Source organism: Psychrobacter sp. UBA3483 (genome assembly GCF_002377905.1).
Classification (GTDB): Bacteria; Pseudomonadota; Gammaproteobacteria; order Pseudomonadales; family Moraxellaceae; genus Psychrobacter.
Genome location: NZ_DFQS01000005.1, coordinates 112,461 through 137,706 on the forward strand (window position 1 = coordinate 112,461; position 25,246 = coordinate 137,706).

The 25,246-nt window shown below is 43.5% G+C and carries 22 protein-coding genes and 1 tRNA gene; 9 read left to right on the forward strand and 14 right to left on the reverse strand.

The features are described 5' to 3' along the window. Positions 1 to 720, reverse strand: a complete 720-nt coding sequence (locus B2866_RS01240) for a heavy metal response regulator transcription factor (protein ID WP_296189999.1) — start codon at positions 718 to 720, stop codon at positions 1 to 3. A gap of 386 nt (positions 721 to 1,106) precedes the next feature. On the opposite strand from B2866_RS01240, the gene B2866_RS01245 reads away from it, so the two are divergent. Next, positions 1,107 to 1,574 (forward strand): DUF305 domain-containing protein, encoded by a 468-nt coding sequence (locus B2866_RS01245; protein ID WP_296189781.1) that lies wholly within the window; start codon positions 1,107 to 1,109, stop codon positions 1,572 to 1,574. Positions 1,575 to 1,765: 191 nt separating this feature from the next. After that, positions 1,766 to 2,521, forward strand: coding sequence for a CopM family metallochaperone (copM, locus tag B2866_RS01250; RefSeq protein WP_296189783.1), 756 nt, complete (start codon positions 1,766 to 1,768; stop codon positions 2,519 to 2,521). A 132-nt stretch (positions 2,522 to 2,653) separates the two neighbouring features. Here the strand turns inward: copM and B2866_RS01255 are convergent, their stop codons facing one another. Beyond that, entirely contained in the window at positions 2,654 to 3,169 is a 516-nt protein-coding gene (locus B2866_RS01255; protein ID WP_200662905.1) for a hypothetical protein, read from the reverse strand. 389 nt (positions 3,170 to 3,558) lie between these two features. Between B2866_RS01255 and recJ the strand changes: the two genes are divergently transcribed. After that, a complete protein-coding gene (gene recJ, locus B2866_RS01260) occupies positions 3,559 to 5,394 on the forward strand; it encodes a single-stranded-DNA-specific exonuclease RecJ (RefSeq protein WP_296189787.1) in 1,836 nt (611 codons plus the stop codon). Positions 5,395 to 5,412: 18 nt separating this feature from the next. Here the strand turns inward: recJ and B2866_RS01265 are convergent, their stop codons facing one another. From B2866_RS01265 to B2866_RS01300, 8 genes are all read right to left on the reverse strand, one after another. Beyond that, positions 5,413 to 6,075 carry a trimeric intracellular cation channel family protein gene (locus B2866_RS01265; protein ID WP_201542595.1) on the reverse strand — a complete coding sequence of 221 codons (663 nt, stop codon included), beginning with the start codon at positions 6,073 to 6,075 and terminating at the stop codon, positions 5,413 to 5,415. Between the two features lie 67 nt (positions 6,076 to 6,142). Then, the gene (locus B2866_RS01270; protein ID WP_296189792.1) at positions 6,143 to 6,778 is read right to left on the reverse strand and encodes a trimeric intracellular cation channel family protein; all 636 of its coding nucleotides are present in this window, start codon (positions 6,776 to 6,778) and stop codon (positions 6,143 to 6,145) included. Between the two features lie 14 nt (positions 6,779 to 6,792). Beyond that, complete coding sequence (locus B2866_RS01275) at positions 6,793 to 7,971, reverse strand: multidrug resistance efflux transporter family protein (RefSeq protein ID WP_296189794.1); 1,179 nt, start codon at positions 7,969 to 7,971, stop codon at positions 6,793 to 6,795. A gap of 219 nt (positions 7,972 to 8,190) precedes the next feature. Then, entirely contained in the window at positions 8,191 to 8,931 is a 741-nt protein-coding gene (gene queE / locus B2866_RS01280) for a 7-carboxy-7-deazaguanine synthase QueE (protein WP_296189797.1), read from the reverse strand. Positions 8,932 to 9,162: 231 nt separating this feature from the next. Continuing rightward, on the reverse strand, positions 9,163 to 9,984 hold the full coding sequence (gene dapD, locus B2866_RS01285; protein WP_296189800.1) for a 2,3,4,5-tetrahydropyridine-2,6-dicarboxylate N-succinyltransferase: 822 nt from the start codon (positions 9,982 to 9,984) through the stop codon (positions 9,163 to 9,165). A gap of 104 nt (positions 9,985 to 10,088) precedes the next feature. Then, positions 10,089 to 11,027 carry an alpha/beta hydrolase gene (locus B2866_RS01290; RefSeq protein WP_296189802.1) on the reverse strand — a complete coding sequence of 313 codons (939 nt, stop codon included), beginning with the start codon at positions 11,025 to 11,027 and terminating at the stop codon, positions 10,089 to 10,091. A gap of 109 nt (positions 11,028 to 11,136) precedes the next feature. After that, the gene (locus B2866_RS01295) at positions 11,137 to 12,888 is read right to left on the reverse strand and encodes an amidohydrolase (RefSeq protein ID WP_296189806.1); all 1,752 of its coding nucleotides are present in this window, start codon (positions 12,886 to 12,888) and stop codon (positions 11,137 to 11,139) included. Positions 12,889 to 13,271: 383 nt separating this feature from the next. After that, a tRNA-Asn gene (locus B2866_RS01300) sits at positions 13,272 to 13,347 on the reverse strand. Between the two features lie 328 nt (positions 13,348 to 13,675). Between B2866_RS01300 and B2866_RS01305 the strand changes: the two genes are divergently transcribed. The 3 genes from B2866_RS01305 (at position 13,676) to B2866_RS01315 (ending at position 16,391) form a co-directional block, all read left to right on the forward strand. Continuing rightward, positions 13,676 to 14,284: an acyl-CoA thioesterase gene (locus B2866_RS01305; protein WP_296189807.1), complete on the forward strand. Its 609-nt coding sequence runs from the start codon at positions 13,676 to 13,678 to the stop codon at positions 14,282 to 14,284. A 186-nt stretch (positions 14,285 to 14,470) separates the two neighbouring features. Beyond that, positions 14,471 to 15,640, forward strand: a complete 1,170-nt coding sequence (locus tag B2866_RS01310; RefSeq protein ID WP_296189810.1) for a cation diffusion facilitator family transporter — start codon at positions 14,471 to 14,473, stop codon at positions 15,638 to 15,640. A gap of 52 nt (positions 15,641 to 15,692) precedes the next feature. Continuing rightward, positions 15,693 to 16,391 (forward strand): DUF2059 domain-containing protein, encoded by a 699-nt coding sequence (locus B2866_RS01315; protein WP_296189812.1) that lies wholly within the window; start codon positions 15,693 to 15,695, stop codon positions 16,389 to 16,391. Positions 16,392 to 16,570: 179 nt separating this feature from the next. On the opposite strand, the gene dps is transcribed toward B2866_RS01315, so the two are convergent. Further along, entirely contained in the window at positions 16,571 to 17,056 is a 486-nt protein-coding gene (dps, locus tag B2866_RS01320; RefSeq protein WP_068406213.1) for a DNA starvation/stationary phase protection protein Dps, read from the reverse strand. Between the two features lie 458 nt (positions 17,057 to 17,514). Here dps and uvrB point away from each other — a divergent pair, with 458 nt between their 5' ends. From uvrB to B2866_RS01335, 3 genes are all read left to right on the forward strand, one after another. Next, positions 17,515 to 19,626 (forward strand): excinuclease ABC subunit UvrB, encoded by a 2,112-nt coding sequence (gene uvrB, locus B2866_RS01325; RefSeq protein ID WP_296189817.1) that lies wholly within the window; start codon positions 17,515 to 17,517, stop codon positions 19,624 to 19,626. Positions 19,627 to 19,852: 226 nt separating this feature from the next. Beyond that, entirely contained in the window at positions 19,853 to 20,923 is a 1,071-nt protein-coding gene (locus tag B2866_RS01330; protein WP_296189818.1) for a pyridoxal phosphate-dependent aminotransferase, read from the forward strand. A gap of 245 nt (positions 20,924 to 21,168) precedes the next feature. Then, on the forward strand, positions 21,169 to 21,546 hold the full coding sequence (locus B2866_RS01335; RefSeq protein ID WP_296189822.1) for a hypothetical protein: 378 nt from the start codon (positions 21,169 to 21,171) through the stop codon (positions 21,544 to 21,546). 156 nt (positions 21,547 to 21,702) lie between these two features. Here B2866_RS01335 and B2866_RS01340 read toward each other — a convergent pair whose 3' ends face one another. The 3 genes from B2866_RS01340 to lipA all read right to left on the reverse strand — a co-directional run bounded on the left by B2866_RS01340 (position 21,703) and on the right by lipA (position 25,117). Next, positions 21,703 to 23,385: an alkaline phosphatase D family protein gene (locus B2866_RS01340; protein ID WP_296189824.1), complete on the reverse strand. Its 1,683-nt coding sequence runs from the start codon at positions 23,383 to 23,385 to the stop codon at positions 21,703 to 21,705. A gap of 159 nt (positions 23,386 to 23,544) precedes the next feature. Next, positions 23,545 to 23,931 (reverse strand): hypothetical protein, encoded by a 387-nt coding sequence (locus tag B2866_RS01345; protein ID WP_296189827.1) that lies wholly within the window; start codon positions 23,929 to 23,931, stop codon positions 23,545 to 23,547. A gap of 142 nt (positions 23,932 to 24,073) precedes the next feature. Further along, entirely contained in the window at positions 24,074 to 25,117 is a 1,044-nt protein-coding gene (gene lipA, locus B2866_RS01350; protein WP_296189829.1) for a lipoyl synthase, read from the reverse strand. Between the last annotated feature and the right edge of the window lie 129 nt (positions 25,118 to 25,246).

The following is a 25,246-nucleotide window of genomic DNA, read 5'->3' on the forward strand; positions in this document are numbered from 1 at the left end:
CTATTTAATGACCGAAACACTATCGGCGCTATCGTTGGTATTATCATCTATATCTAGCCGATAACCCATGCCGCGCACCGTATGAATCAGTTTGATATCAAAATCATCATCGATTTTAATCCGCAAACGCCGTATCGCCACATCAATCACATTGGTGTCGCTATCAAAATTGATATCCCAAACTTGCGAGGCAATCACAGAGCGTGGCAACACCTCACCTTGGCGTTCAAGAAAAAACTGTAGTAGCGCAAACTCTTTAGCGGTTAGCTTAATAGGCTGCTCGCCGCGCGTGACGGTGCGTTTGGCAATATCCATTTTTAAATCGGCAATTTGTAGCACTGTATTGGCATAATCGGTTTGATTGACGCGGCGTAGTAGATTTTTGATTCTGACCAATAATTCAGCAAAGGCAAAGGGCTTGGTCAGATAATCATCGCCGCCGATTTCTATGCCTTTTACGCGGTCACTTAAATCATCTTTCGCGGTCAAAAACAGCACTGGCGTCAGCTTACCCGCCGCCCGATAATTGCGTACCAACTCAAAACCACTCACATCAGGCAACATCACATCCATGATGACCACATTAAAATCCTCAGTCATCAAGGCGTGATAGCCGCCAAGTCCTGTGGTTTGGTGCTCAACAATAAAGCTCGCTTCACTCAAACCTTTTTTAATATAATCCCCAAGTGACAGCTCATCTTCGACCAATAGTATTTTCATAGCGTACTCGTGCCCGTTATTTATAATTTTCATGCGATTGCATCATATATAAACTGCAAACCTCCAATCATAGAGCAATGCCAGCGCTATGCCTATGCCAGACGGCTAAGATGACAACATTGTCATCTTAGCGTCATCTCATTGTCAGGCTGATACTGCTATCATTTTTGGATAAAAATCAACAAGGTTAGTTTGCGCTTTATAAAGCCATGCGTGCAAACAAAGACAGTACAAACCAAGTATACGCGGATGTTGAGTCTGCTAAGCAGTGGTTATAAGCTCATAAAATGCAATAAAAAACCTTTTAGTGATCGGCCAGGCCTTCAATAGCCTAAGCAATATAAATTAATAAAAATAATATAAACAACGTAGCGGGAGACTACCTTATGCAGCACTCTAAAGAAGAAAAAATGAACCCGTATCTCAGATTTTCATTGATGATTTTAACGTCAACCATTGTCATGTATATCATGATGTATTTTAATACTTACAAGTGGGATCACGTTTATTTTAGCGAAACCAGAGCCTATATGGCGCTGTATATGGGCGCAGCTATGTCTGTCATTATGCTGGCGTTTATGAGTCATATGTACAAAAAAACCAAAGTCAATCTTATGATTTATGGGCTGAGCATCGTGATGTTTGCCGTCGGTCTTTGGGGCGTCAGATCCCAAGCGACCGTTGATCAAGTTGACTGGATGCAGGCGATGATACCGCACCATTCGATTGCTATTTTGACAAGTAGCCGCGCCGATATTGACGATCCGAGAGTGCGTAAACTTGCCGATGATATCATCGAGGCGCAAGAGCGCGAAATTGGTGAAATGCAAGAGCTGATCGAAGAGCTTAAATAAATTAAAGGAGTGCTGTCGTTTAATCACTTAGTAAATTGGTCGCTTAAAAACCTAAGAATTGAACGTCCTAAATATTTTAATAAATGCTCGTAGTTAAATGGCTGTATTTAACGCAGTCATTTAACTATTTTTTTTCGGTAAGTTTTTCTTAATTTACCATTTTTATGCTTCATTTAAATAAAGGATATCCCATGAAAATGATTAACCATTCACACCTAGCATTGCTTAGTGCTAGTATCAGTGCTGCCTTGCTCATCAGCGCCTGTCAGCCTGCTAATGAAAACGCTACTAATAAAAACGCTGCGCCTGCTACAGAAGAGGCAGTCGCCACCGATACGGCAATCGACACAGCGACCAGCCCACAGGCCAACCATGATATGTCAGCGATGAGCACAGATACTGAGCACATGTCGGTGACGCATAAAGCGTACAATGACTCGATGGTAAAAATGCACGATGCGATGATGGTTGGGATGAATTACAACGACCCCGATACTGCGTTTGCGCAAGGAATGCTCGGCCATCATATCGGGGCGGTTGAAATGGCGGAGATTCAGCTAAAATATGGTACGGATAAAGAGATGCGTCAGCTAGCGCAAGAAATCATCGACGCCCAACAATCTGAGATTGAGCAGATGCAAAGCTGGCTCGCTAATCATCCTGACACAGCTGAAGCAACACCTGATACCAAAGCCATGCAACAAGCCTACGCTGATGGGATGGATGCTATGCACGATGAAATGATGGCGGGTATCGCTGATCCTAAGCCTGATATGGCGTTTGCGCGCGGTATGTTGCCGCATCATAAGGGTGCCGTTGATATGGCAGAAGTAGAGCTAAAATATGGCAAAGATGCCGAAATGCGTCAGCTGGCGCAAGCGGTTATCAACGCGCAACAGGCTGAAATTGAGCAAATGCAAAATTGGATTGCTAAAAATGGCGGCTAGTGCTTTTGTATAAAATGCGATGTTGGTTTAATATAAAAATCTGTTCCTTAAATTAAAAAATCCAGCTAAGAGTCTTAGCTGGGTTTTTTACGAATAATAATTTCTTAAACTTTAAACAATGATGGCATGCTGTTAGACATTTTTACCATGTTGCTTTTGCTGAATGTCTTTTGCCAAGTTATAGCATTCATTGATATGGTCGGTGGCGATTTTTTTAAAAATCATATAGCCCATGGTCGCGGCGACCATTTGTCCGCCTAAAGGAATGAACTTAGTCACTTGCTTAGCAGCGATACGACCACCGAAACCTTGGACGGTCTTTTTCACGATACCACGTGTCGCCATTAAACCTGCAAAATCAACCGTACGGTCTTTTAAGGCTTGCCAATGGATGGCACGTGATTCTAAATCGACGGCAGATTGACGCCCTTCAATCAGTCCAAAACGCTCACTGATTTCAGGTAGCAGAACGGTTAGCATGCTGGCATCGACTGCCACGTCAAAAAATGGAATAGGTACGATTGCAACACCAGCAGAAAGCTTGGCGCGTTTTTTGACCAATTTTTCGCACTCCTTTTTGACTTTATCTAGGTCTAGATTAGGATCGATGGTATTAGGCAGTTTTTCAGCGGTTGGGGTGGTTTTCATGACGCGTCCTTAAAATGTTTAAAAAATAGAAAGTAGTTAATATAGTAAAAGCAAACTTGGCAAAAATGATGAGTGTCTTATAATTTTCTCATAAGTCATCTTCTAATAACTCATCTTGAATCTTTACCATTTTATGGCTTTATAAGCGCCATACAATCATTGCTTTGTAGCAAAATGCAGAAAATTGCAGGCTCTCTGCACCGTTTTTGTAAATAAAGGGCAGGTTGGCAAGCAAGCGTTTAAACATTCGCCATCTGTAACCTTTATTTTTTCTACATGATATGTCATATAAATTACGCCATAAACCATAATTGGGCAATCGCCAAACCTAGACGATAGTGCTAAAAATTCTCATTGTGGCTATGTGCCAAAGCCAGTAGAATAGCACCATGCTAAATTTAACCCCCCGTTATACCTGCACTCGTATCGACGAGTTGCCCGCCGCGTTGCAACCACTTGCCGCCCAATCCTTTACCCTTGCTAGGCTTTATGCCGGTCGCGGTATCACTGCGTCTGATGAGTTAGAGACTGGCTTATCTGGTTTATTGCCAGCTGAAATGCTACATGGCGTCACCGAAGCGGTGCGTTTGTTAGATGTCGCCATCGACGAAGGTCAGCGTATCTTAATCGTCGGTGATTTTGATTGCGATGGGGCAACCAGTACCGCATTAATGATGCGCGCGCTGACCAAGATGGGCGCGGTGGTTGATTTTTTAGTCCCTGACCGTTTTAAATATGGCTATGGTCTGACGCCAGAGATTGTCGAATTAGGTATCCAGACTTATAAGCCCGACATGATTGTGACGGTGGATAATGGTATCTCAAGCCATGACGGCGTGGCGCGGGCTCAGGCTGATGGCATCACTGTCATTATTACTGATCATCACTTAACCACCAAAGAAACACCGCCTGCCGAAGCAGTGGTCAATCCCAATCAGCTTGATTGTCACTTTAGCAGTAAGGCATTGGTTGGCGTCGGTGTGGCGTTTTATGTGCTGGGACGCTTGGCGAAACTGCGCCGCGAAGCAGGCAAGTCTAGCGTGCAAGTCAGCCAATATTTAGATTTGGTCGCGCTTGGGACGATTGCCGATGTGGGTGTACTTGATAAAAACAATCGTATTTTAGTCCATCATGGTTTGAGCGCCATTCGCCAAGGTCGCTGCTCGCTTGGGATATTGGCACTGCTCGAACAAGCGGGCCGTGACCCGAAACAATTGCAGGCGCAGGACTTTGGTTTTGTTTTAGGTCCGCGTATCAATGCCGCTGGGCGTATGGATAATATGCGTATCGGTATCGAGTGCTTATTGACCGATGACTGGAGCACCGCACAGCGTTTGGCGCAAGAGCTTGAGCAGCTTAACCGTACGCGCCGTCATGTCGAAGGTGAAATGCGCGCGCAAGCAGATAACATTGTGCAAGCATTAGCTACTGCTAACTCCAATGCCAATAATGATGCTGACGAGAGCGATGAAACTCTTATTCAGCCTAAAACTGAAAAGTCAGCAATTGATAATCAAAACCGCAGCATCATTTTATATCAAGACGATTGGCATCAAGGGGTTATCGGTATTGTCGCTGGACGTTTAAAAGAAAGCCATTATCTGCCCAGTATCGTTTTTGCACCAGCAGACACAGAGCGCACGGGAGCTGACGATGCCATCAAAGGCTCGGCACGCTCTATTGCAGGCGTGCATATTCGTGATGCGATTGAGCAAGTGGCCGAACGTTATCCTGATTTAATCAGCCACTTTGGTGGTCATGCCATGGCAGCAGGTTTAACCATCAAACGTCGTAATTTTGATGGCTTTGTGGCTGCATTTAACGAAGTCATGGCGCAGATGGATGATAAGGTATTTGCTGAGCAGAAATTTACCGATGGACCATTGCAAGCGGCTGACTTTAGCTTATGGTTTGCAGAGCATCTAGCCAATGCCAGTATATGGGGTCATGGCTTTGCGCCGCCGATATTTGACGGTGTATTTGAGGTATTAAGCTTTAAGATATTAAAAGACAAACACCTTAAATTGTCGCTACGTTATCCCGATGTGCAATATCCGATTGAGGCCATTCAATTCAATTTCGATAGCAGTGCTTGGGATTACCGCGCCGAAAAAGTGCATGTATTATTTCAGCTAGATATTAACGAGTGGAACGGTAAACAAAGCTTGCAGTTGATGGTAAAAGAGTTGGCGCTGGTAAAAGAAACAGTAGAGGAAAGCGAGTAGTTGCTAGGCTTTAATACTTTAATACTTCCATTCAATGGTTGGAAATTGCCAGTCATAACGAATGGCAAGCATGCGTAAGGTAAAAATCGTCGCCATTGCCGAGATATCGGCAATCCAAGCGCTTACGCCAAGATTGTGTAGGGCAAAATAAAGGATACCGCCCGTTAAAGCCGCACTGATATAAATCTCTTGCTGTAGCACCAGCGGAATCTCATTACAAATCATATCGCGGATGATACCGCCGACAATAATGGTAATCACCCCGAGTAATAATGCCACCGGCACATTGGCGCCCATACTATCAGCAACTTTGATACCTATTAAGGTAAAGGCTGACAGGCCAATAGTATCAGAGAGTTTAAGGAATTTATCAACGCGCCTAGAGTTGGGATGAAAGAATATCTGCATCACCAGTGATGAGATGGTAATAACCGTCAGGTAACTCATGTCTACCATCCAAAACAGCGGATGACGATCCAAAATCACATCGCGCACCGTACCGCCGCCGATGGCAGTCACAATCGATACCAGTAAGCAGCCAAAGACATCAAAGTTCTTATGCTTGGCTAATATCGTCCCTGAAATACTACAAGCGACAATCCCAATCATATCAAAAAGATAAATCAGCGAGCGCGGGTCAAAAGTAGTCATCAATTCAGAATTTAAAGCAATGGTGAGCATGCGTTTTTCTCATTAAAGCACTGCTATTTTTTCGGCCATGATGATAAGCGGCTAAACGACTCATTCGTTAATCGACCAAGCGAATAGAAGGCAGGTGCCAATCGAATTTAAGCGCGAGCATACGCACGGCAAAGATGATAAATAACATCATAAATTCATTGGTAACCGCATCAACGCCCCAGTAATCAAGCGCTAAATAGCTCAAGGATCCTGCAATACTAGCGGTGATATAAATCTCACGCTGTAGCAGCAGCGGTATCTCATTACAGATGATATCACGTAATAAACCACCGATAATCGCCGTCCAAACTCCCATCATAACTGCAATAACCGGCGACATATCTTGTGCCAACGCCACTTTAAAACCAATGACACTAAAGGCCGCGAGCCCAATCGCATCAAAGAATTTAAGCGCTTTATCAATCTTATGATACAGATGAAAGAAAATTTGTAGAATAAGAGAGGTGAGGGTAATGACGATGACATAGTTGAGGTCAGTCATCCAAAATAGCGGATGACGATCGAGCGCCATATCACGTAATGTACCGCCGCCAATGGCATTGACCATAGAAACCAAAATGCAGCCAGCAATATCAAAGCCTTTATGCTGCGCCAGCAAGGTACCCGCGATGGCGCAAGCAATGACGCCTACCATATCTAATAAATACAGCAAAACATCGGGGAAAATAAAGTGATTCATCATGACTTATTTTAGCCTCAACCGTCTTTTGCAAATAAAATCAGTCCTAGAATAATTAGCCCAATACCGACCAATCCCATTGCTGATGGTATGGCATTATCCAACAATAGTATACCACCAATCAAAGCAAAGATTACCTCGCTGGCTTGGGTCGAGTCAACGCCTGCGACTTCGCTTGAAGTCACCGCTTGCTCACGTGCATAAAAAAATATGCTTGTCGCCGCTACTCCAGCCAGTAATGCTACTAGCAAGGTATTAAATAACTGGGTGGTTGCAGGTGGTTCAGGCTGGATAAAAGCGCCTAAAATTAGCCAAAATGGAAAACTACCCAAAGTCATTAGCCAAACCTTGTTAAAGGCATTTTGTAATAGCGTCGTCTCGATAGCAGGAATGCGGGCGATGAAGTTTTGTAGAGGCGAAGAGGGTATGACTTCGATGCTAGAGGGGGTTTTTAAGGTAGCGTTGTTATCCGAAGTGCTAGACATGACAGCAGACAAATCGAAAGCTTCTGAGACAAGCGGTTGGTTAGCATTCTCGTGATAACTTTGTTCGCGATTGGGTTTATTTGCTTCTTTTGCTTGTTGCGTTTTAGCCTTATCTTTATGGGGATGGTGTTTGCGCGAGTTGTGTGAGACTTGCCAGACCAGTTGATTGCCGATTGGGTAACTAAAAGCCGCGATTAGCGCAGGTAGGGCACCGTAAAGCAGCATTTCTGCCATCGGTGCGCTATCAATATCGGCGAGGGCAGAGGCGCGCAAGCCTTCGCTGACATTGACCAATACTACCCCGATAAACACCAAAAAGGCATAAATAATAAATTTCTTATCAAACCTTTGCCCAAATGCCAATAGTACCAACAAACTGGTTACGACGGTAAACATAAAGGTAGCAGCCACGACCCAGCCTGCCACGTGGTCGCCTGCATAGCAAATACCGGTATAAAATACCCCAAAGCCAATACTGCCGGTAAGACACCAAAAGCGCCAGTGCTGAAGAAAAATGCTCGCAAGTGCTTCAATACGCCTAAAGCCATGTTGCAGGATAATAACAGCGCTGATAATCAGCCACATAAAGACATAGCGTAGGCTCGCTGACCAAAACCAATGACCACCGGCATTACTCATCAGCTCATTTAAAATAAATGTCGAGCTAAAGAACGCCCCTGCCAATAAGCCCAGTAAAATCAGTTTGACCATGTATGCGTCCTTGCAGTCGGCTGGTTAGCTATAGTCAGAGCACTTTTAAACCGCTACGGTGTTACCTGTCCTAGATGTACTCAATGTACTATCTGCGGTCGGTCGCCTTGTAGCGATTCTAAAATTCCTTGACTATATTCAGAGGATGTTTAGTTTGGAATTTTGGTTGCTTGTTTATTTGAACTACTGATTTGCCCAATTTGCGCAAAGCTCATTCCATTATTTACCTTTAGCATCGGCCCAAATAATCTTATGCAGTTGTAGTTGAAAACGTACAGGCAAGGCATCAGCCAGTATCCATTCAGCTAACTCACGCGCCAATACTGGCACATCGGGGCTGCTCAATGCTTCACTAGCAACGACTTCTTCTGCGACAGTAAACATTGGTGAAAACCAAACCGTACCGACCAATTTATCAAGTTGATGCTCAAACAGTGTTGCCTTTGCCCACTCATAATCATTGCGGTTCATAATGACAAATTTGATTTGGTCGTGCTGGGTGAGATAGTTAAGGTTTGACCAAAGGTTTTTATCGACTTCACCTGAGCTTGGCGTTTTCAGATCCATCACTTTGCTGACCGCAGGCGGTACATTTTTTACCGTCAGCGCGCCTGCGGTTTCAAGTGAAATCTCATAACCGTCATTTAATAAACGTTGCATCAATTCAATGGCATTTGGCTGCGCTAATGGCTCGCCACCAGTCAAGCAGATACGCTGACACGGATAGCTTTTGATTGTTGCGATAATGGCTTCTAACGATTGCCGCTCACCGCCACTAAAGGCGTACTCGGTATCACAATACACGCAGCGTAGCGGACAGCCAGTCAAGCGTACAAATATCGTCGGCAAGCCTGAGGTTAGCGCTTCACCTTGCAAGGAATAAAAAATCTCGGTCAAACGTAGCCCTGCTTCGAGATCAGTGACAGGAATTGCCGAGGTGCGTAAAGATAACTCACTCATAATATGTCAAATACAGTTAGGGATTGATAATGCTATCAAGCATTTATTAAATGAAAAAAGCGTCAATAATCTGACTAACTCTAAAAATGTTGGTATTCAAATGAGACGAAGATTATAACGTAAAGTTTTGCATTAAACTGCCATAAGGCATTAAAAAAGATGCTAGAGTCAACCTCAGCATCTTTTTTGATAAAAAATTAACGTCATAACTAAAGCTTAATCACCGAAAAGCTAGGCCAAACGTAATAACTCATTGACCGAGGTTTTGGCTCGGGTTTGCGCATCGACTTTCTTCACGATGATAGCAGCGTACAAACTGTGCGTACCGTCTTCTGATGGCAAGCTACCGGGTACAACGACTGAGCCTGCTGGTACACGGCCGCGATGAATCTCGCCCGTTTCACGGTCATAAATGCGCGTTGATTGCCCGATAAACACGCCCATAGAAATTACTGAGCCTTCTTCTACTATCACGCCTTCAACGATTTCAGAGCGCGCGCCGATAAAGCAGTTGTCTTCGATAATCGTTGGATTGGCTTGCAGCGGCTCTAAGACACCGCCGATACCGACGCCACCTGATAAATGCACGTTTTTACCGATTTGGGCACATGAACCAACCGTCGCCCACGTATCTACCATCGCGCCTTGATCGACATAAGCGCCAATATTGACGTACGATGGCATCAAGACAGCACCGGCTGCGATGTATGAACCTTTACGAGCAACCGCTGGTGGTACCACGCGTACGCCCGCTGCTTTAAACTGCTCTTGCGTCCAATCAGCAAATTTGGTCGGTACTTTATCGTAAAACTGCACGTGTTCGCCCGCCGCTTGCACATAGTTATCATTTAAGCGAAATGATAATAACACCGCTTTTTTGGCCCATTGATTGACCACCCATTCGCCATCTTTTTTCTCAGCAACACGCAAGCTACCGTTGTCTAACTGTTCAAGCACTGCGTTGATAGCCTCGCGTATATCTTGTGGCATGGTAGCTGGGCTATAGTCATTACGATTTTCAAAGGCTTGCTCAATGGTTTGTTGCAATGTCATAAATATTCCTAAAGTTTGTGAAGGGTAAAAAAAATAACAAAAGTGGTCGTTTAAATTAATCAAGCATGTTGTTACCAAGCATGTTATTACCAAGTATTTTGTTGCTAGGCAGCAGTATTGCTATTTATCCAGTCTACAATATCTTGATAAACCTGCTGTTTATTCTGCTCATGAATCGGCTCATGGCGCATGTGCGGGTAGAGCTGTAGCGTGATATTGCTAAAGTTCTGTTTTTCTAAACGGCTGGCAATTTTGCGGATACCTTTGCCCATATCGCCGATCGGATCGTTCTCGCCACTGACCAGTAACATCGGAAAATCTTTGGCAATAGTCGTTGCCCAGTTTTTATTGAGACCCGCTTCCATTAAGCTAAACAAGGTTAAAAACCCATTGTTGGTAAAGTCAAAGCCCGTCAATGGATCGGCTTCATAAGCTTCGACAGCCGCAGGGTCTTCGTTCAACCAGGCAAATTCTGAAGAAGAAACACGGTTATCAAGCTTGCTATTGAGTACCTTATTCATCACATTGGCAAAAACTGGGTTTGGCTTTTTGGGCGCTACTTTTGCCAGTACTTTATTGATCGGTAATAGCACTTTGGTCAATGGATTGGCATCAGCGGTACCCATTAAAATTGCACCAGTAAAGTTCTGGGCGTGATGTTTGAGAACATTGCGCACGATAAACGAGCCCATCGAATGACCCATAACGAAATGCGGCACATTAGGATGGCGCGCTTTCAAGCTGTCCGCCATGATAATAACGTCTTTTAATAGCGACTGCACCGGATGTTCTTCAGCAAAAAAACCCAAATCATTGGCTGATTTGACCGTCTGTCCATGACCCAGCTGATCATAAGTGGCGACCGCAATGCCATTATCCGCTAAAAACTGCGCAAGCTCTGCATAGCGGCCACTGTGCTCTGCCATCCCATGCACAATCAGTAGGGTAGCAGTAATCGGCGTCGTCTTATCGCTTGGCTCAAAAAAAGTATGGTGCAGATAATGGGTGTTGTCAGAGGAGGTAATTTGCGCGGTGTTACTCATAAACGAATCCTAATATTGATATAAAAGAGACAGAAAAAACCTTATAGTCAAAATTATAGGAATTTGACTATAAAGCATTAAATTTTTTTAGTATGCTGTCATTATAGTTTTACTTTGTTGGGCGTTGATAGATTATTTTACCTTCTTTAATGGTGGTGACTACATGAATGTCTTTAAGCTTATCTGTATTTATCGTCAACGGATTGGCATCTAATATCACCAAATCAGCGAGCTTACCCTTGGTTAAGCTACCTTTATTATTTTCCTCATAATACTCATAAGCGGCATTGGTGGTGATGGCTTTGAGCGCTTGATAAGGGGTCGCGCGCTCATTGGCGCCGATAATCTGGCCTGAGCGCGAAGTGCGATTGACCGCAGACCAAACGGTAAATAACGGGTCGACGGGCGTCACGGTATCGTCAGAATGGTTGGTGTATTTTAACCCCATTTTATCCGCTGTCGCTATCGGACTTAGAAAATCAGCACGTTTTTTACCTAAATTTTGCACATGCACATCACCCCAAAAGTAGGCATGATTGGTAAAAAATGACGGTAGCATCTTATATTTTTTAAAGGCTTCTAGCTGATCGGGGCGCGCAAACTGAGCATGAATAGGCACCGTACGGCGATCTTTATCAGCGGCTTGCCCCGTCTTTTTGACTGCATATTCATGAGCTTTGATAATCATATCTGTCGCGCCATCGCCATTATTATGGATAAACAACTGGTTATCGTGCTTATAAGCCTTGGCAAACATCTCATTGAGCGCATCTTGGCTGATACTCGGTAATCCACGACAATCTTTTTTGCAGTCTCGTACTGGCGTCAAATAAGGTTGACTAAAATAAGCGGTCTTCCCTTGCGGCGAGCCATCAGCTATGATTTTAGTCCCTTGTACTTTAAAACCGTTTTGATAGGTTTTCCAAACAAAGTCTTTGTCCGCTAAGTTTTCATCTAAATCACTGCTGCCTGCCAGTGCGACTAAGTCTATTTTCAGCTTGCCAGCATCCGCTTGTTTTTGGAAAAACTGAATAGTATTACGAGCCGTTGAACCGTTGTGGGCGGTAGTCAGACCATTTTTGGCATAATAATCTTGGGTTTGCTCAAAGAATTTGGCTTGATCGGGCTCTAATACCTCTAGCATTTGCCGCATAAATGGATACATAGCGATTTCTTGGACGAGACCATTTGGTTCGCTAGAACCTTTAACCCGTGCAATATTACCACCTTCTGGGTTTTTAGTATCTGCGGTAATGTTCAGGGCTGCTAAGGCCTTGCTATTAGCGACACCCATATGACCACTGGTATGTTGCAAATATACAGGGTTATTGGGCAATACTTTATCGATATCTGCTTTGTTTGGATGACGACCTTCTTTTAATTGACTCTCATCATAACCCCAACCGTAGATCCATTCACCATCGGCGATGTTATTGTCCTTTTTATAGTCTTTTAAGGCTTGTAGTAATTTATCCATACTATCTATCTTGCCAACTGGCGGCGGGTTTAAATTTGCCTGACCCATGGTGTTTGACACCATATCAAAATGACTGTGCGGATCGATAAAACCCGGTAGCAAGGTTTTGCTGTTTAAATTCACTTGAGCGGCATTTTTATATTCTGACTGCGCCGTATTTAAATCGCCAACATAAGCAATTTTGCCAGCCTGCGTGACCAAAGCTTCGACCATCTGCGGCTGCTCACCTTCCATGGTGATGATATTGCCATTGTAATAAACCGTTGCTGAGTTGCTTGCTTGTTCTGTATTTGGCTGTTTTGCGGTGGTTTGCAGGGCAGTACAACCAATCATGCTCATCAGTCCAATACTCAGTAACGTCGGCTTAATGGTACTTATGGTCATGGCGCTATCCTTAATAGTGTTTTTATAGTTGTTTTTATACGAATAAGAGCTCTAACCAATTTAACGATAAAGCTTTAAAGGGTCAATGCTAGTTATGATTTTATCGTTGGTCAACAATGCCATCAGTTTAAAATAAATTCAATATTTTAACAGCCGAGGACGATGCTAAAGGCTCGGCTTATATTATTTGTGGAATATATTTTATAGAACAGTCAAGCACTGTATGATTTATATGAGAAGAAAATAAAAGGAATGGTTTTTGGTGTTTGTCGGCTTGCAAAATAAAACCAACAGCCATAAAAAAACCCCCATCAAAGTGATGAGGGTCTTGGCAAATGCCATAATCGAATCAAAGAAGATTCAAAAGATTTACGACTAAAATATGGCTCTCCAACCTGGGCTCGAACCAGGGACACACGGATTAACAGTCCGTTGCTCTACCAACTGAGCTATTGGAGAATAAGCGGTAAGGGTTTTATTACTTACTGCGAGCTTAGAAAGTCTCTAACGAGTTCTTGCTAAGTGGGGCGTATTCTAGCAAAGATAAAAAATACGTCAAGCTTTTTTTTGCAGATTTTAGAAAGATTACGTATTTACTTGGTAGATAAAAGCATTTACAAGGTTTTTCGCGCCAATACAGGGCTAAAGTAAGCATAAATAACCCTAGCCAAATCAATAAAGAATATCTGCTACGCTCATTCTAAGGTCTTTATTTGCGATTTAGCAGAGGCTGCTGTATAACAGATATTTAAAATAAATAGGTTTTTCGATAACAGCAAGGAATATTATGTCGCAATACAATACCAGCTCTACTGCCAAAAGCGCGCCTCTCAATCATGAATTGTATATGTCGGTGCTGATGACGCCAGATATGGCCAATTTTATTGGTAACGTCCATGGGGGTGATTTGCTCAAGATGCTCGACCAAGTCGCTTATGCTTGCGCCAGTCGCTACAGTGGTAGCTATGTAGTGACGCTATCGGTCGATCAAGTAATGTTCCGCGAGCCTATCTACGTGGGCGAGTTGGTAACTTTTGCCGCTAGTATCAATTATGTCGGCAGAACATCTATGGAGGTGGGCATACGGGTTGAAGCAGAGGACGTTCGCGCCCGTACGATTCGCCATACCAATAGTTGTTACTTTACTATGGTGGCGATTGATGATAACGGTAAACCGACGCCTGTACCTGCGCTTGATATTAAAAATGAGATGCAGCAGTGCCGTTTTGATGCAGGCTTAGCGCGTAAAGAATTGCGTATGCAAAGCTCACATCGCCCGAGCTGCGATATTGATCAGATGATTAGCGAAAGCTTAGGCGCTAATAAGGTGACAGATAAAAGTGGCAACGACAATGATATGATTGGTGAGCTTTCTCAACATGAGAACCGCAAATAAAGCGCTTTTTACCCATCAAAACCATCAATACTTCAACAAAGTCTCACGAAAACATTACTGACCAGCAGTAGGTATTTGGTTAAATTTAATGATAAATAAGACAGTTCACGATCGTTAGCGCTCATGGCTTAACTTTTTTGATGGCTGTTTTAATTCATTGTATTAACCATTAATGTTGAGACTCATATGAGTTCAAAAAAAACTGTATCATCAAGCATGCCTTCCAAAGACCAGCCCACACCGCCAGTCGTCCGTACCCGCGGTGCTGGCAGTGCGCGTTCTATTGCCAATTTGACTAAAGATACCAGTACTACCGAAGACGGTATCAATCCTAAGCTCAGTTTTACTAACGTCATGAACCCTGAAACCAATCAGCAAGACAAGAAACAGGAAGACAAGAAACAGGAAGACAAGAAATCCTCGTCGCTGGTTACTGTACTAATTGCCGTTGGGGCTAATATTATTATTGCCATTGCCAAAACGGTGGCGGCATTTATGACTGGTTCCGCTTCTATGATTGCCGAATCAGCGCACTCATGGGCGGATGCTGGCAACGGTACCTTGCTCATTGTGGCGGAGAAAAAAGCGGTCAAACCTGCCGATAACAGCCATCCGTTAGGCTATGGTAAAGAATCATACGTATGGTCGATGATTGCCGCTTTTGGCGTTTTTATGGCAGGCTCGATTGTTTCTATCTATACCGGTATCACCGAATGGAATGCGCCTGAAACAGAAACAAATTACACCATTGGATTTATTATTTTGGCAGTGGCCTTTGTGCTTGAAGGTTTTTCTCTGGCGCAGGCGTATTTACAAAGTAAAAAGCATGGTCAGGCTATCAATGTCAGTGCGTTAGGTTATGTGGTGAATACTTCAAACCCAACGTTGCGCGGGGTGTTTTTTGAGGATTTGGCCGCGGTCATTGGCTTGGTGGTCGCAACGGCAGCGATGGGTATGCATGCCTATACAGGTGAGCCATTTTGGGATGCCCTTGGTTCTATTATCGTTGGCATATTATTGGGTATGGTTGCCATCTTTTTAATCAATCGCAATCGTGATTTTTTGGTTGGCTATAAAGTCTCAGAAAAAACCCACTGCTATGTCTTAACGGAGCTATTGAATCATCCTGATATCGACAGCGTCTCTTATTTGCACCTAGAGTGGGTCGGGCCTAAAAAAATATTTATGGTGGCAGCGGTTGATATCGCTGGTAATCAACAAGAACAGCAAATCGCGCAAAAATTTGAAGATATTGAAAGCCAATTCCGTGCCAATCCATTATTTCAAGAAGCGATTTTGACATTATCCGTTCCCAATGCTGAGGTTTTACGCCTGCCAGATGATCAGTGTGCTTAATAAGATTTGCCATATAATAAATAATCTTCACCTATAATAATAAGAGTCCTACATGAAAAATTACCTAAAATCTTGCAAAAAAAATACCAGTCGGCGTCCTACTACTACTACTACTACTACTATCAATCCATTGCTTACTTTGGTGGTGACAACGCTTCTATCAGCTCCTATTGCCAATGCAGAATTGATTATCCACAGTGAGCCTAATACCGTTCGTCAGGACACCAATAATATTGCCAATCAGCAAATTGCTAAACAAGCACCGAGCGATGTTTCTATCATCAAACTGATGCAAGTGATGCATATCGACGAGCAAATCCAAGCTATCGTCAATGGACAACAAGCGGCCATTGATGCCATTAATACGCAAACCAAAAATCAGGCTCAGAGTAATAGTCAGCGCGGCGGCGACAAGAATTTAAATAAGCGTCAACGCGAGCTACAAGAACAGATTCAAAGTGTCTTAGGTCAATACGCTAAGATTATGACTAACGGTATCGGCAATGCAGCCGACGCCCAAACCTTAACGCAAGCCTATATTAGTGCGGCTAGAACGTACTACACGCAAGCTGAAGTTGACGCCCAAATAAAATTCTACGACACAAAGATGGGGCAAAGTATCCTTGCTAAGCAGCCACAAATTACCGCAGCTTTTTTACAGCAATCCTTGCCTGATGATACCAGCGAGACTGAAGCGCAGCTAAGCGAGCTTTTGCCACAAATGAAGCGGATTATTAAAGGCGTCTTTTAATATTATTATTTTTAAGTCTACTTCCAATGCATCTTATGCACCTTAACGCACGTCTTTAAAATCAATATTGCTAGACTTAATAGTAGTTTGTAAGACTAAATTCTTTAGGTATAAAAAAAGGTCACCCTATAAGTGACCTTTTTCAAACAACATTTATTTATAGACTTTTTCAGTCGCTGTTACTTTTTCTTTGGGGCATTTGCACCAATAAACCAAGCGTCTTTATCAACGATACGGCTTACTTCGGTCAGCAAATCCGCCGTATCTTCATCGCCTGCGTCACCCGCAGTATCAATGCCTTCGCGCAGTGAAGCGGCAATGGTTTTATAGCGATTGGTAAGCTCGCGTACGTGCTCATCAACTTCTGTGATATCAGTTGGATAAGTCTCTAAGATAGAGTCTTCGACCACACGCTTAGAGATACCATTGGCTTTACCGCCAAGGATAACGATGCGTTCGGCAACTGTATCAAATGCTTCAGTCAAACGCTCATAAGTCTCGTCTAGTAATTGATGTACACCGATAAAGCCAGTACCTTGCAAGTTCCAATGGCACTGCTTGCTGTCCATACTTAGGTCAATCAGATTGGCTAAGTTAGCGTTCAACAATTCAACCATTTTTTCAGCTGTTTTGTCATCAATACCACTTGCGTAACGTTCTCTCATCATTTACTCCATTATTTTAAGTTTTTATTAGTTGTTGGATTAATCTTTAAGCATGTTGTTGATTGTACTTATTGCTTATTCATACTGCTTGTTCATTAATTCAGTACTCATAGTAGCAAGTTATGAGAGCGATTTAACCCCTATGTTTTAGGCTTTATTAAGTGGTCGTGTAATGACTTTGTTAAACGTGAAAAGCTTTGTAAAGTTAACTGCCATTCTAAACCTTTCCTATAAATAATAGACGTTACATGAATAGTAAAGTTTTTAAGGTAATTAACTTATTAACCCTTATTTTAATGTTGAGCGATGATAAATCTGGTTTAGATTTTAGGGTTCGACTAGCTAAGCGAACAACAAATGAAACCCACGATTATCCTTTAAAAACTGTGCTTTAGACCCCATATTGTTATCAACCTAAGCTCTTATAACTTTTTATAAATGTCAGGAAGAAAGCCATTATGCGAATGCCTGAACCGCGCTCGTCGCGTCAGTTAAACCAATTGGCCACTCAGCTGCAAGGCGAAGCTGAAATCAGTGGTGTCAACGCGTCTGGTACGCAAATATCAAGCCGCGCCTTTGAGATGGTCACCGACTTTGAGCCGGCAGGCGATCAACCGCAAGCGATTGCAAAGCTTGTTAAGGGTATCAATGCGGGGATGGATGAGCAGCTATTACTCGGTGTGACCGGTTCTGGTAAGACTTATACCATGGCAAAGGTCATCTCTGAATGCCAACGTCCAACCATTATTATGGCGCACAACAAAACCCTTGCCGCGCAGCTTTATGGTGAGTTTAAAGCGTTCTTTCCAAATAATGCGGTTGAGTATTTTGTCAGTTATTACGACTATTATCAGCCGGAAGCCTATGTTGCTGCCAGCGACACCTTTATCGAAAAAGACAGCGCCATCAACGACCATATTGACCAAATGCGCCTATCAGCGACGCGGGCGCTACTTGAACGCCGTGATGCGATTATCGTGGCTTCGGTCTCCTGCATTTATGGTTTGGGCGACCCAGAAAGCTATCTAAAAATGCTTTTGCATATCGTCGTCGGCGACAAAATCGATCGTACTGCTACTATTAAACGTTTGGTTGAAATGCAATATAACCGTAATGAGCTAGATTTTGGCCGCGGTACCTATCGCTTGCGTGGTGAGCTATTAGATATTTATCCTGCGGAATCTGAGCAGCTAGCGGTGCGTGTGCATCTGTTTGATGATGAAGTGGAGAAAATCACTTGGTTTGACCCATTAACCGGCAAAACCGTGCGAAGTGTGCCGCGTATTACCATTTATCCAAAATCGCATTATGTGACTCCGCGCAATAAATTGGAAGCGGCAAGTCATACGATTCGCGCCGAGCTTGAGCCGCGTCTCGAGTATTTTCGCGATAATAATAAATTGGTTGAAGCGCAGCGTTTAAAAGAGCGTACCCAGTATGACCTTGAGATGATTCAGCAGCTCGGCTACTGTAACGGTATCGAAAACTACTCGCAGCATCTGTCTGGTCGGCCATCGGGGGAGGCACCGCCGACTTTGTTTGATTATATTCCAGAAGATGCGCTGTTATTTATCGATGAATCGCACGTGACGGTGTCGCAAATTGGCGCGATGTACAAAGGCGATAGGTCGCGTAAAGAAAACCTCGTCAATTACGGCTTTCGCTTGCCAAGTGCGATGAATAATCGTCCGATGAAGTTTGAAGAGTGGGAGCGTATCAAGCCAAAGACCATTTATGTTAGCGCCACGCCAGCACAGTATGAGCTTGAACATAGCGAGCAGGTGGTCGAGCAAGTGGTACGTCCAACGGGTCTGATTGACCCTGAGATTGAGATTCGTCCGGTATTGACGCAGGTGGATGATGTGCTATCAGAGATTACCAAACGCCGTGAAAAAGATGAGCGCGTGTTGATTACCACCTTGACTAAGCGTATGTCAGAGGATTTGACCAGTTATCTAAAAGAGTACGATGTCAAAGTCGCCTATCTGCACTCGGATATTGATACGGTAGAGCGTATGCAAATTATTCATGAGCTGCGTACAGGCGTGCATGATGTGTTGGTTGGTATTAACTTGCTACGCGAAGGGCTTGATATGCCAGAGGTCTCATTGGTGGCGATATTTGATGCGGATAAAGAAGGCTTTTTGCGTTCTGAGCGTGCGCTGATTCAGACCATTGGTCGTGCGGCGCGCCATATCAACGGTAAAGCGATTTTGTACGCGGATCGTATTACGCCGAGTATGGAAAAAGCGATAGAGGAGACCGACCGTCGCCGCGAAAAACAAGTCGCCTTTAACCTCGAGCACAATATTACGCCAAAAGGCGCACGCCGTAGTATCACCGATAAAATTGATACCGGTGAAAACCTCGATGCTAACGACAATCAAGTGATTCCTGTGAAAAGTAATCTGCCTGATGTCGATATCAACATTTTGCGCAGCCCTGATTTGCTCGCCAAAGAAATCAAACGTTTAGAGAAGCAGATGCAGCAAATGTCGCGAGATTTGAAGTTTGAAGAAGCGGCAAAAACGCGTGATAAAGTGCTAGAGTTAAAAGCGCATTTGATTTAATGGTTTAATTCCGATTGAATGTAGACGTAGATAAGGTGAGTTGCATAAGCTGCAGCTCACCTTTTTTTATTTAACAGTGAGAATCAAGAAAACTTGTCCTTGTATGTATTGATAACTAATAATTTGCTATTAGATAACTTGTAATTATACCAAATGCCACTTAAGATGATATGAAGCAGCGGCATGCGCTATATCACTCACGGACGACTTAGGCGGATTACCTATCATGCATAATAATATCAATAACAATAGTCATAAATTACTCAAGTTAGACTTCAATGAAAACTCTTTAGGCATGTCGGACGCTGCCAAAGAAGCCATCACCAATGCGTTGGCTGGCGCTGCTCGCTATCCTGACAAACATCGCGCTACGCTGCTGAACAAAGTAGCGGCTCTCAACGGCGTCCCTGAAAATCAGGTTTTATTGGGCAATGGCTCAATTGAGAATATCAGAGCGGTCGTACAAATGCTGCATGACAAAGCCTTGAAAACAGACATAGAATTTCAGCTTATCATTCCAGACCCAACTTTCGGCTGTGCCGAGCTGTATGCACGCTCCTTAGGTATACCCGTGGTCAAAGTGCCATTAACTCGCGATGATTACGACTTAGACTTTGATAACCTAAAAAAAGCTGCCGCTACGTTTGACGGTATCAGTCTTTTTTATTTGTGCAATCCCAATAACCCAACCGCTATCATTACCGAAACGGATACGCTCAAAGCGTGGATAGAAAATGCGCCAAAAAACCACTACTTCTTAGTGGATGAAGCCTACTTTGGCTATATTACAGACCCAAGTTTTGAGAGTGGCGTTGAATGGATAAAAGAGGGACTATCGGATAACCTGATTGTCGTGCGCACTTTTTCAAAATTATTTGGGCTTGCAGGCTTGCGTGTCGGTTATGCGATTGCCAATCCGCAGATGATTGCAGACATTGGGTCTTTAATGTCTACGGATAATATCAACATGTTAGGTGCCGTTGCGGCAATAGCAACGCTACAAGACGAGGCGTTTTTGGCGTACAGTTTGCAAACCACCAATCAGGCAAGGCAACTGATGGAGACGGCGCTCGATGAGTTGGGACTGCGCTATTTGCCTTCACAAACCAATTTTATTTTTCATGCGGTCAATGGTGATGTGCAAACCTATATCGATCGAATGTGTGAACATGGTATTGCCGTTGGTCGCGAGTTTCCCTCGATTCCAGGTTTCAATCGCATCACACTTGGTACGCCCGAAGAGATGACAGTCGTTATTAAGACGTTGCAGTTATTTCGTGAAAAAGGGTGGGTGTGATTACATACCATCGTATGATGTAGTTTACCAACAAAGAAAGGAGAGGTGCTTAAACAGCATCTTTCCTTTTTTACCAACATCAAACGCAGTTTTACATATTCTGTCTTAAAAAATGTCAGCACACCTTATAGGATAAGTTAATAAAGCACGATTTATCATAAGTAAATATGCGAAGCGCATACCATAAAGACCATAAGAATAAACGTGCTAAAGGTTTTTAAAATTTTAATACAAAGGGTGTATGTATGTTTGATATCAAATCATTTTTTAAGAGAGAAGTAGAAAAAAAACTCATCGACGTCGATGATTATATTTTTATGCCTGAGCGCATCGAGATGGCGCTTGAAGGCGGAGAGTTAAATTGTGTGTTAAATAGTGATGGCCGCGTCGATATTTTTTATAGTAAGCAGGGTGTGACAGAAGTCAGCTCCGCATCGCGTAAGCATCCTTTTACGGCGTTTGAAACCGAGTTGTATCATGGCGTTTATGACGATGTTATCCATGATTTGGTCAAAGAAGTAGATAAAATAATCGACGGCTCATCTAAGTATTTTCATCGCAGCAAAATATTGCCGTCGACACCATCATTACCCGTTCGTCCAACGCCTAGCAATGAGTTATAGCTATATCTTGAACCATTATAAGGGCGTCAGAACTATATCAAGACTCTCAATAATAAAGTGAGTAATAAAAAAGGGTAAATCAGATGATTTCCCCTTTTTTTTTGGCTAATATTTTTTTATATAAAGGATGCAAAATATTGTGCTGAGCATATTGTGCTAAGCGCCACTTAAAACGGCAGACTTTTTCACTGCCATGGATTTGTCAGCAGTAGAGAGGGCAGCGACATTAGTAAGCGGGCGCGATTGACTGCCGTCAATCAAGTGGTTAGTCTGTGTTTTAGTAAGCAAGCTTTTTGCAAATTTAACGCTATCATCTCGTTTTTTTAAGGTGTCAGTGTAATACCATTCGCATTGAAACGCCTGCTCGGTGATATCAAGAAGCATATAACCACGCTCGGTCTGATTGTTAAATTTCTGATGCGGGTTGAGCTCAACCCCTGCGGTTTCAGGGAAGGGTAAAGAGGTTAGGGCCGGACAGACAAACTCTACTGCCAAAGAGCCTTTGCCCGTTAGAGGGTTATAGCTATTCGCTTCAAAAGGGTTTTTTGCGATATCAAAAGCGAAAGATGCATGATAATCGCCAGTTAATACCACGGTATTGGAAATATTGTTATCTTCGATAAAGTCGAGCAAACGTGTACGCGCACTGGCATAACCATTCCAAATATCACCAGAATTGGTGGCATAAGTGCCTTTAAATGGCGCTAAAATAACTTGTTGTCCAAGTACTTGCCATGTTGCTTGACGGCGTTTGCCTTCGAGCATCTTTAAATAAAGCCAGTTTTCTTGTTCAAGACCTAATAATTGACGTTCAGGCTTGTTACTGGCTTTGGCATCAAGCTTTTCGCGACCAAATATGCGTGTGTCTAACATGTTCAAATCAAACAATTTGCCAAATTCAAAGCGTCGATAAATACGTAATTGACTGTCTAGCTCATTACTAGTGTCGTCGCGAATAGGCATCCACTCATGATAAGCGCGCACGGCAGACATTTTGCGTTCTATATAGCTACCTTTACTCTCAGTATGGAAACCTGCGCCATCTTTCCATGAATTGTCTGCAATTTCATGGTCATCCCAAACAGCGATAAAAGGATGCTGGCGGTGACATTCTTGCAAATCGACATCGGTACGGTAGCAAGCATAGCGGCGACGATAATCCTCTAAACTGATAATCTCGTTTTTTGGCTCTAGCGGTCGTTCTTCTTTTAAGTCATTATCGCGATAAAAGCCTTCTGGGTACTCATAGATATAATCACCTAAATGTATGACGGCAGAAATATCAGCTTGCTTGGCGATATTGGCATAGCCATTAAAGTAGCCAAAGCCATAGTTTGAGCAGGAAACCACTGCTAAGCGCACACGATCGACTTCGCTCGCTGGCAGGTCTGGGCGTGGTATGGTGCGTGTGCGACCGATAGCAGAGCGATAGCCCAATGCTTCAAAGGTATAGTAATAAGTGGTATTAGGTTGTAGGTTTTTAGGGTCGACTTTTACAGTGAAGTCAGATTGCGCTGTTGCTATTGCGCGACCTTGAGTAACAATGTTTTTCAGCGCTGGGTCTGTTGCTACCGTATAAGCAACAGGAATGCTGGCGGCGTTGATACTACCGTCATTGGTAATTCGTGTCCATAGTATGACCCGATCTTGGAGCGGGTCACCACTCGCGATACCATGCACAAAAGGCGCTGCACCTTGATAATTTAAGTCATCTAAATCATCGAGGCTATTTGGCAGCTTAACGTCGTCATCATCTGATGAACAAGCGCTGAGCTGAGTCAACACAGTACCGGCTACCGTTACCTGACCACCTAGTTTTATAAATGCACGTCTTCTCATCAGTCATCCTTGACATGGGTTAAAGATAAATTCCATTTATCATTCACAATAGTAAATAATCTATATGAATAAGTTGGGTTGTGCAATCAATAACCCAGCTTATTTCGTGAAATAAGCCCTTTAGTCAAGTCGCTGATCCAGCATCTATTTTTCAGCTACTTATTTAACGATACTGCCATAACAGCTTTGCAGCGTTTTTGCGACGACTCTAGTGACCAGCTGTGTGCGATAGTTGGTATCAATTGCCGCATTGCCAAGTTCAACAAGGGTTACTTGCTGCGGCGCTTGCTCACTGACGCAGCCGCAAACTCTACCTTTTATCTCTTGCTCTTGGGCATCTGTCATCGCCACACTAGCAATGCGCCACGCGTTTTGTTTTTCAATCTGACTGCGACATTGGTTATCAACAGCCGCTTTAAAGATATTCATCCCAATCTCGTTTGCCGAACCGATGGCCGTGCCAGCATTGGTATTCATATCAGCAGTGGCACAGCCAGCTAGGGCAAATGTGGCAAAAACGATGCTCGAAGCAAATAGTTTTTTCATAAGTTTTCCTTTAAGTGTTATCAGTATTGGTAGCGGTTTTATTCTACAGATTTTTTAGACTATAACGGTAAAGATAAAAAATAAACACAAAAAAAGAGACCATGATAGGTCTCTTTTTTATAGGTATAAAGGCTTTAAAAATCTAGCAACCAAGCTTACCTTCTGCCTCAAGCGCCTTTTTGCTACGAATTGGTGCTGGGCAATCTTCACCATAGTATTGACGATCGGCAAAGTAGCTTGAGCGTACCATTGGGCCGGCCCAAATGCTAAAGAAACCAATCTTTTTACCATAGTCCATATAACGCTGGAATTCGTCTGGATGGACATAACGATCGACAGGCGCATGATCCTTACTGGGTTGCAGGTACTGACCAATGGTAATCATATCGACGTCATGGGCTTTTAAATCGTCAAGCAGGGCATAAATTTCTTCTTCGGTCTCACCAAGTCCAACCATAAAGCCGCATTTGGTGGCGATATCAGGACGGCGCTCTTTATACAGCTTGAGCAAATCGAGCGAATGCTGATAATCAGAACCGGGACGGAAGGCTTTATACAGACGCGGCACCGTTTCGATATTGTGGTTAAAGACATCTGGCGCGGTTTCAGTCAATAAGTCTAAGGCAATATCCATACGACCACGGAAGTCTGGCACCAGTATCTCAATCAAGCAATTTGGGCTCAGCGCGCGCGATTCATTTAACACTTCAACAAAATGTCCAGCACCGCCGTCCTTTAAGTCATCGCGGTCAACCGAGGTAATCACTGCATATTTTAGACCCAAACCTTGAATGGTTTCAGCGGTATGGCGTGGCTCGTCTTTGTCCAATTCATTTGGGCGACCATGACCGACATCACAAAACGGGCAGCGACGGGTACAGATATCACCCATAATCATAAAGGTTGCCGTACCATCAGCAAAGCACTGCGGCAGATTCGGGCAAGCGGCTTCTTCGCAGACGGTATAAAGCTTTTGCTCACGCAGAGTGGCTTTGATACGCGCCACTTCCGCAGGTGAGGACATTTTAACCCGAATCCAATCAGGCTTTTTCTTTGCCTCGACGGTCGGAATCACTTTAATTGGGATGCGCGCTACCTTGTCGTAGCCACGTAGCTTTTCGCCTTGGATGGCTTTTTTCGGTTTTGCACGGGCAGCGGGGACGTGGGTTTGTACGGCGTTTGTCATAATCAAATGTTCTCTTAACCCTTGAAAGAATAAGGGTTTTTGGCATTATTAGAATGTTTTATGAATGCAGCTATTATAGCAGATAATGGCTAAAGGTTTTTTGGGCAATCTTGTTAAGACAATCAAAAA

Coding starts and splice junctions, on each gene's coding strand:
- B2866_RS01275 (WP_296189794.1), bottom strand. CDS start 7,971: ATGGTCAAACTGATTTTACTGGGCTTATTGGCAGGGGCGTTCTTTAGC.
- B2866_RS01335 (WP_296189822.1), top strand. CDS start 21,169: ATGTTTGATATCAAATCATTTTTTAAGAGAGAAGTAGAAAAAAAACTC.
- queE (WP_296189797.1), bottom strand. CDS start 8,931: ATGAGTGAGTTATCTTTACGCACCTCGGCAATTCCTGTCACTGATCTC.
- recJ (WP_296189787.1), top strand. CDS start 3,559: ATGCTAAATTTAACCCCCCGTTATACCTGCACTCGTATCGACGAGTTG.
- B2866_RS01240 (WP_296189999.1), bottom strand. CDS start 720: ATGAAAATACTATTGGTCGAAGATGAGCTGTCACTTGGGGATTATATT.
- B2866_RS01345 (WP_296189827.1), bottom strand. CDS start 23,931: ATGAAAAAACTATTTGCTTCGAGCATCGTTTTTGCCACATTTGCCCTA.
- B2866_RS01245 (WP_296189781.1), top strand. CDS start 1,107: ATGCAGCACTCTAAAGAAGAAAAAATGAACCCGTATCTCAGATTTTCA.
- B2866_RS01255 (WP_200662905.1), bottom strand. CDS start 3,169: ATGAAAACCACCCCAACCGCTGAAAAACTGCCTAATACCATCGATCCT.
- dps (WP_068406213.1), bottom strand. CDS start 17,056: ATGAGAGAACGTTACGCAAGTGGTATTGATGACAAAACAGCTGAAAAA.
- B2866_RS01270 (WP_296189792.1), bottom strand. CDS start 6,778: ATGATGAATCACTTTATTTTCCCCGATGTTTTGCTGTATTTATTAGAT.
- B2866_RS01310 (WP_296189810.1), top strand. CDS start 14,471: ATGAGTTCAAAAAAAACTGTATCATCAAGCATGCCTTCCAAAGACCAG.
- B2866_RS01330 (WP_296189818.1), top strand. CDS start 19,853: ATGCATAATAATATCAATAACAATAGTCATAAATTACTCAAGTTAGAC.
- dapD (WP_296189800.1), bottom strand. CDS start 9,984: ATGACATTGCAACAAACCATTGAGCAAGCCTTTGAAAATCGTAATGAC.
- B2866_RS01295 (WP_296189806.1), bottom strand. CDS start 12,888: ATGACCATAAGTACCATTAAGCCGACGTTACTGAGTATTGGACTGATG.
- B2866_RS01340 (WP_296189824.1), bottom strand. CDS start 23,385: ATGAGAAGACGTGCATTTATAAAACTAGGTGGTCAGGTAACGGTAGCC.
- B2866_RS01290 (WP_296189802.1), bottom strand. CDS start 11,027: ATGAGTAACACCGCGCAAATTACCTCCTCTGACAACACCCATTATCTG.
- B2866_RS01265 (WP_201542595.1), bottom strand. CDS start 6,075: ATGCTCACCATTGCTTTAAATTCTGAATTGATGACTACTTTTGACCCG.
- copM (WP_296189783.1), top strand. CDS start 1,766: ATGAAAATGATTAACCATTCACACCTAGCATTGCTTAGTGCTAGTATC.
- B2866_RS01315 (WP_296189812.1), top strand. CDS start 15,693: ATGAAAAATTACCTAAAATCTTGCAAAAAAAATACCAGTCGGCGTCCT.
- lipA (WP_296189829.1), bottom strand. CDS start 25,117: ATGACAAACGCCGTACAAACCCACGTCCCCGCTGCCCGTGCAAAACCG.
- uvrB (WP_296189817.1), top strand. CDS start 17,515: ATGCGAATGCCTGAACCGCGCTCGTCGCGTCAGTTAAACCAATTGGCC.
- B2866_RS01305 (WP_296189807.1), top strand. CDS start 13,676: ATGTCGCAATACAATACCAGCTCTACTGCCAAAAGCGCGCCTCTCAAT.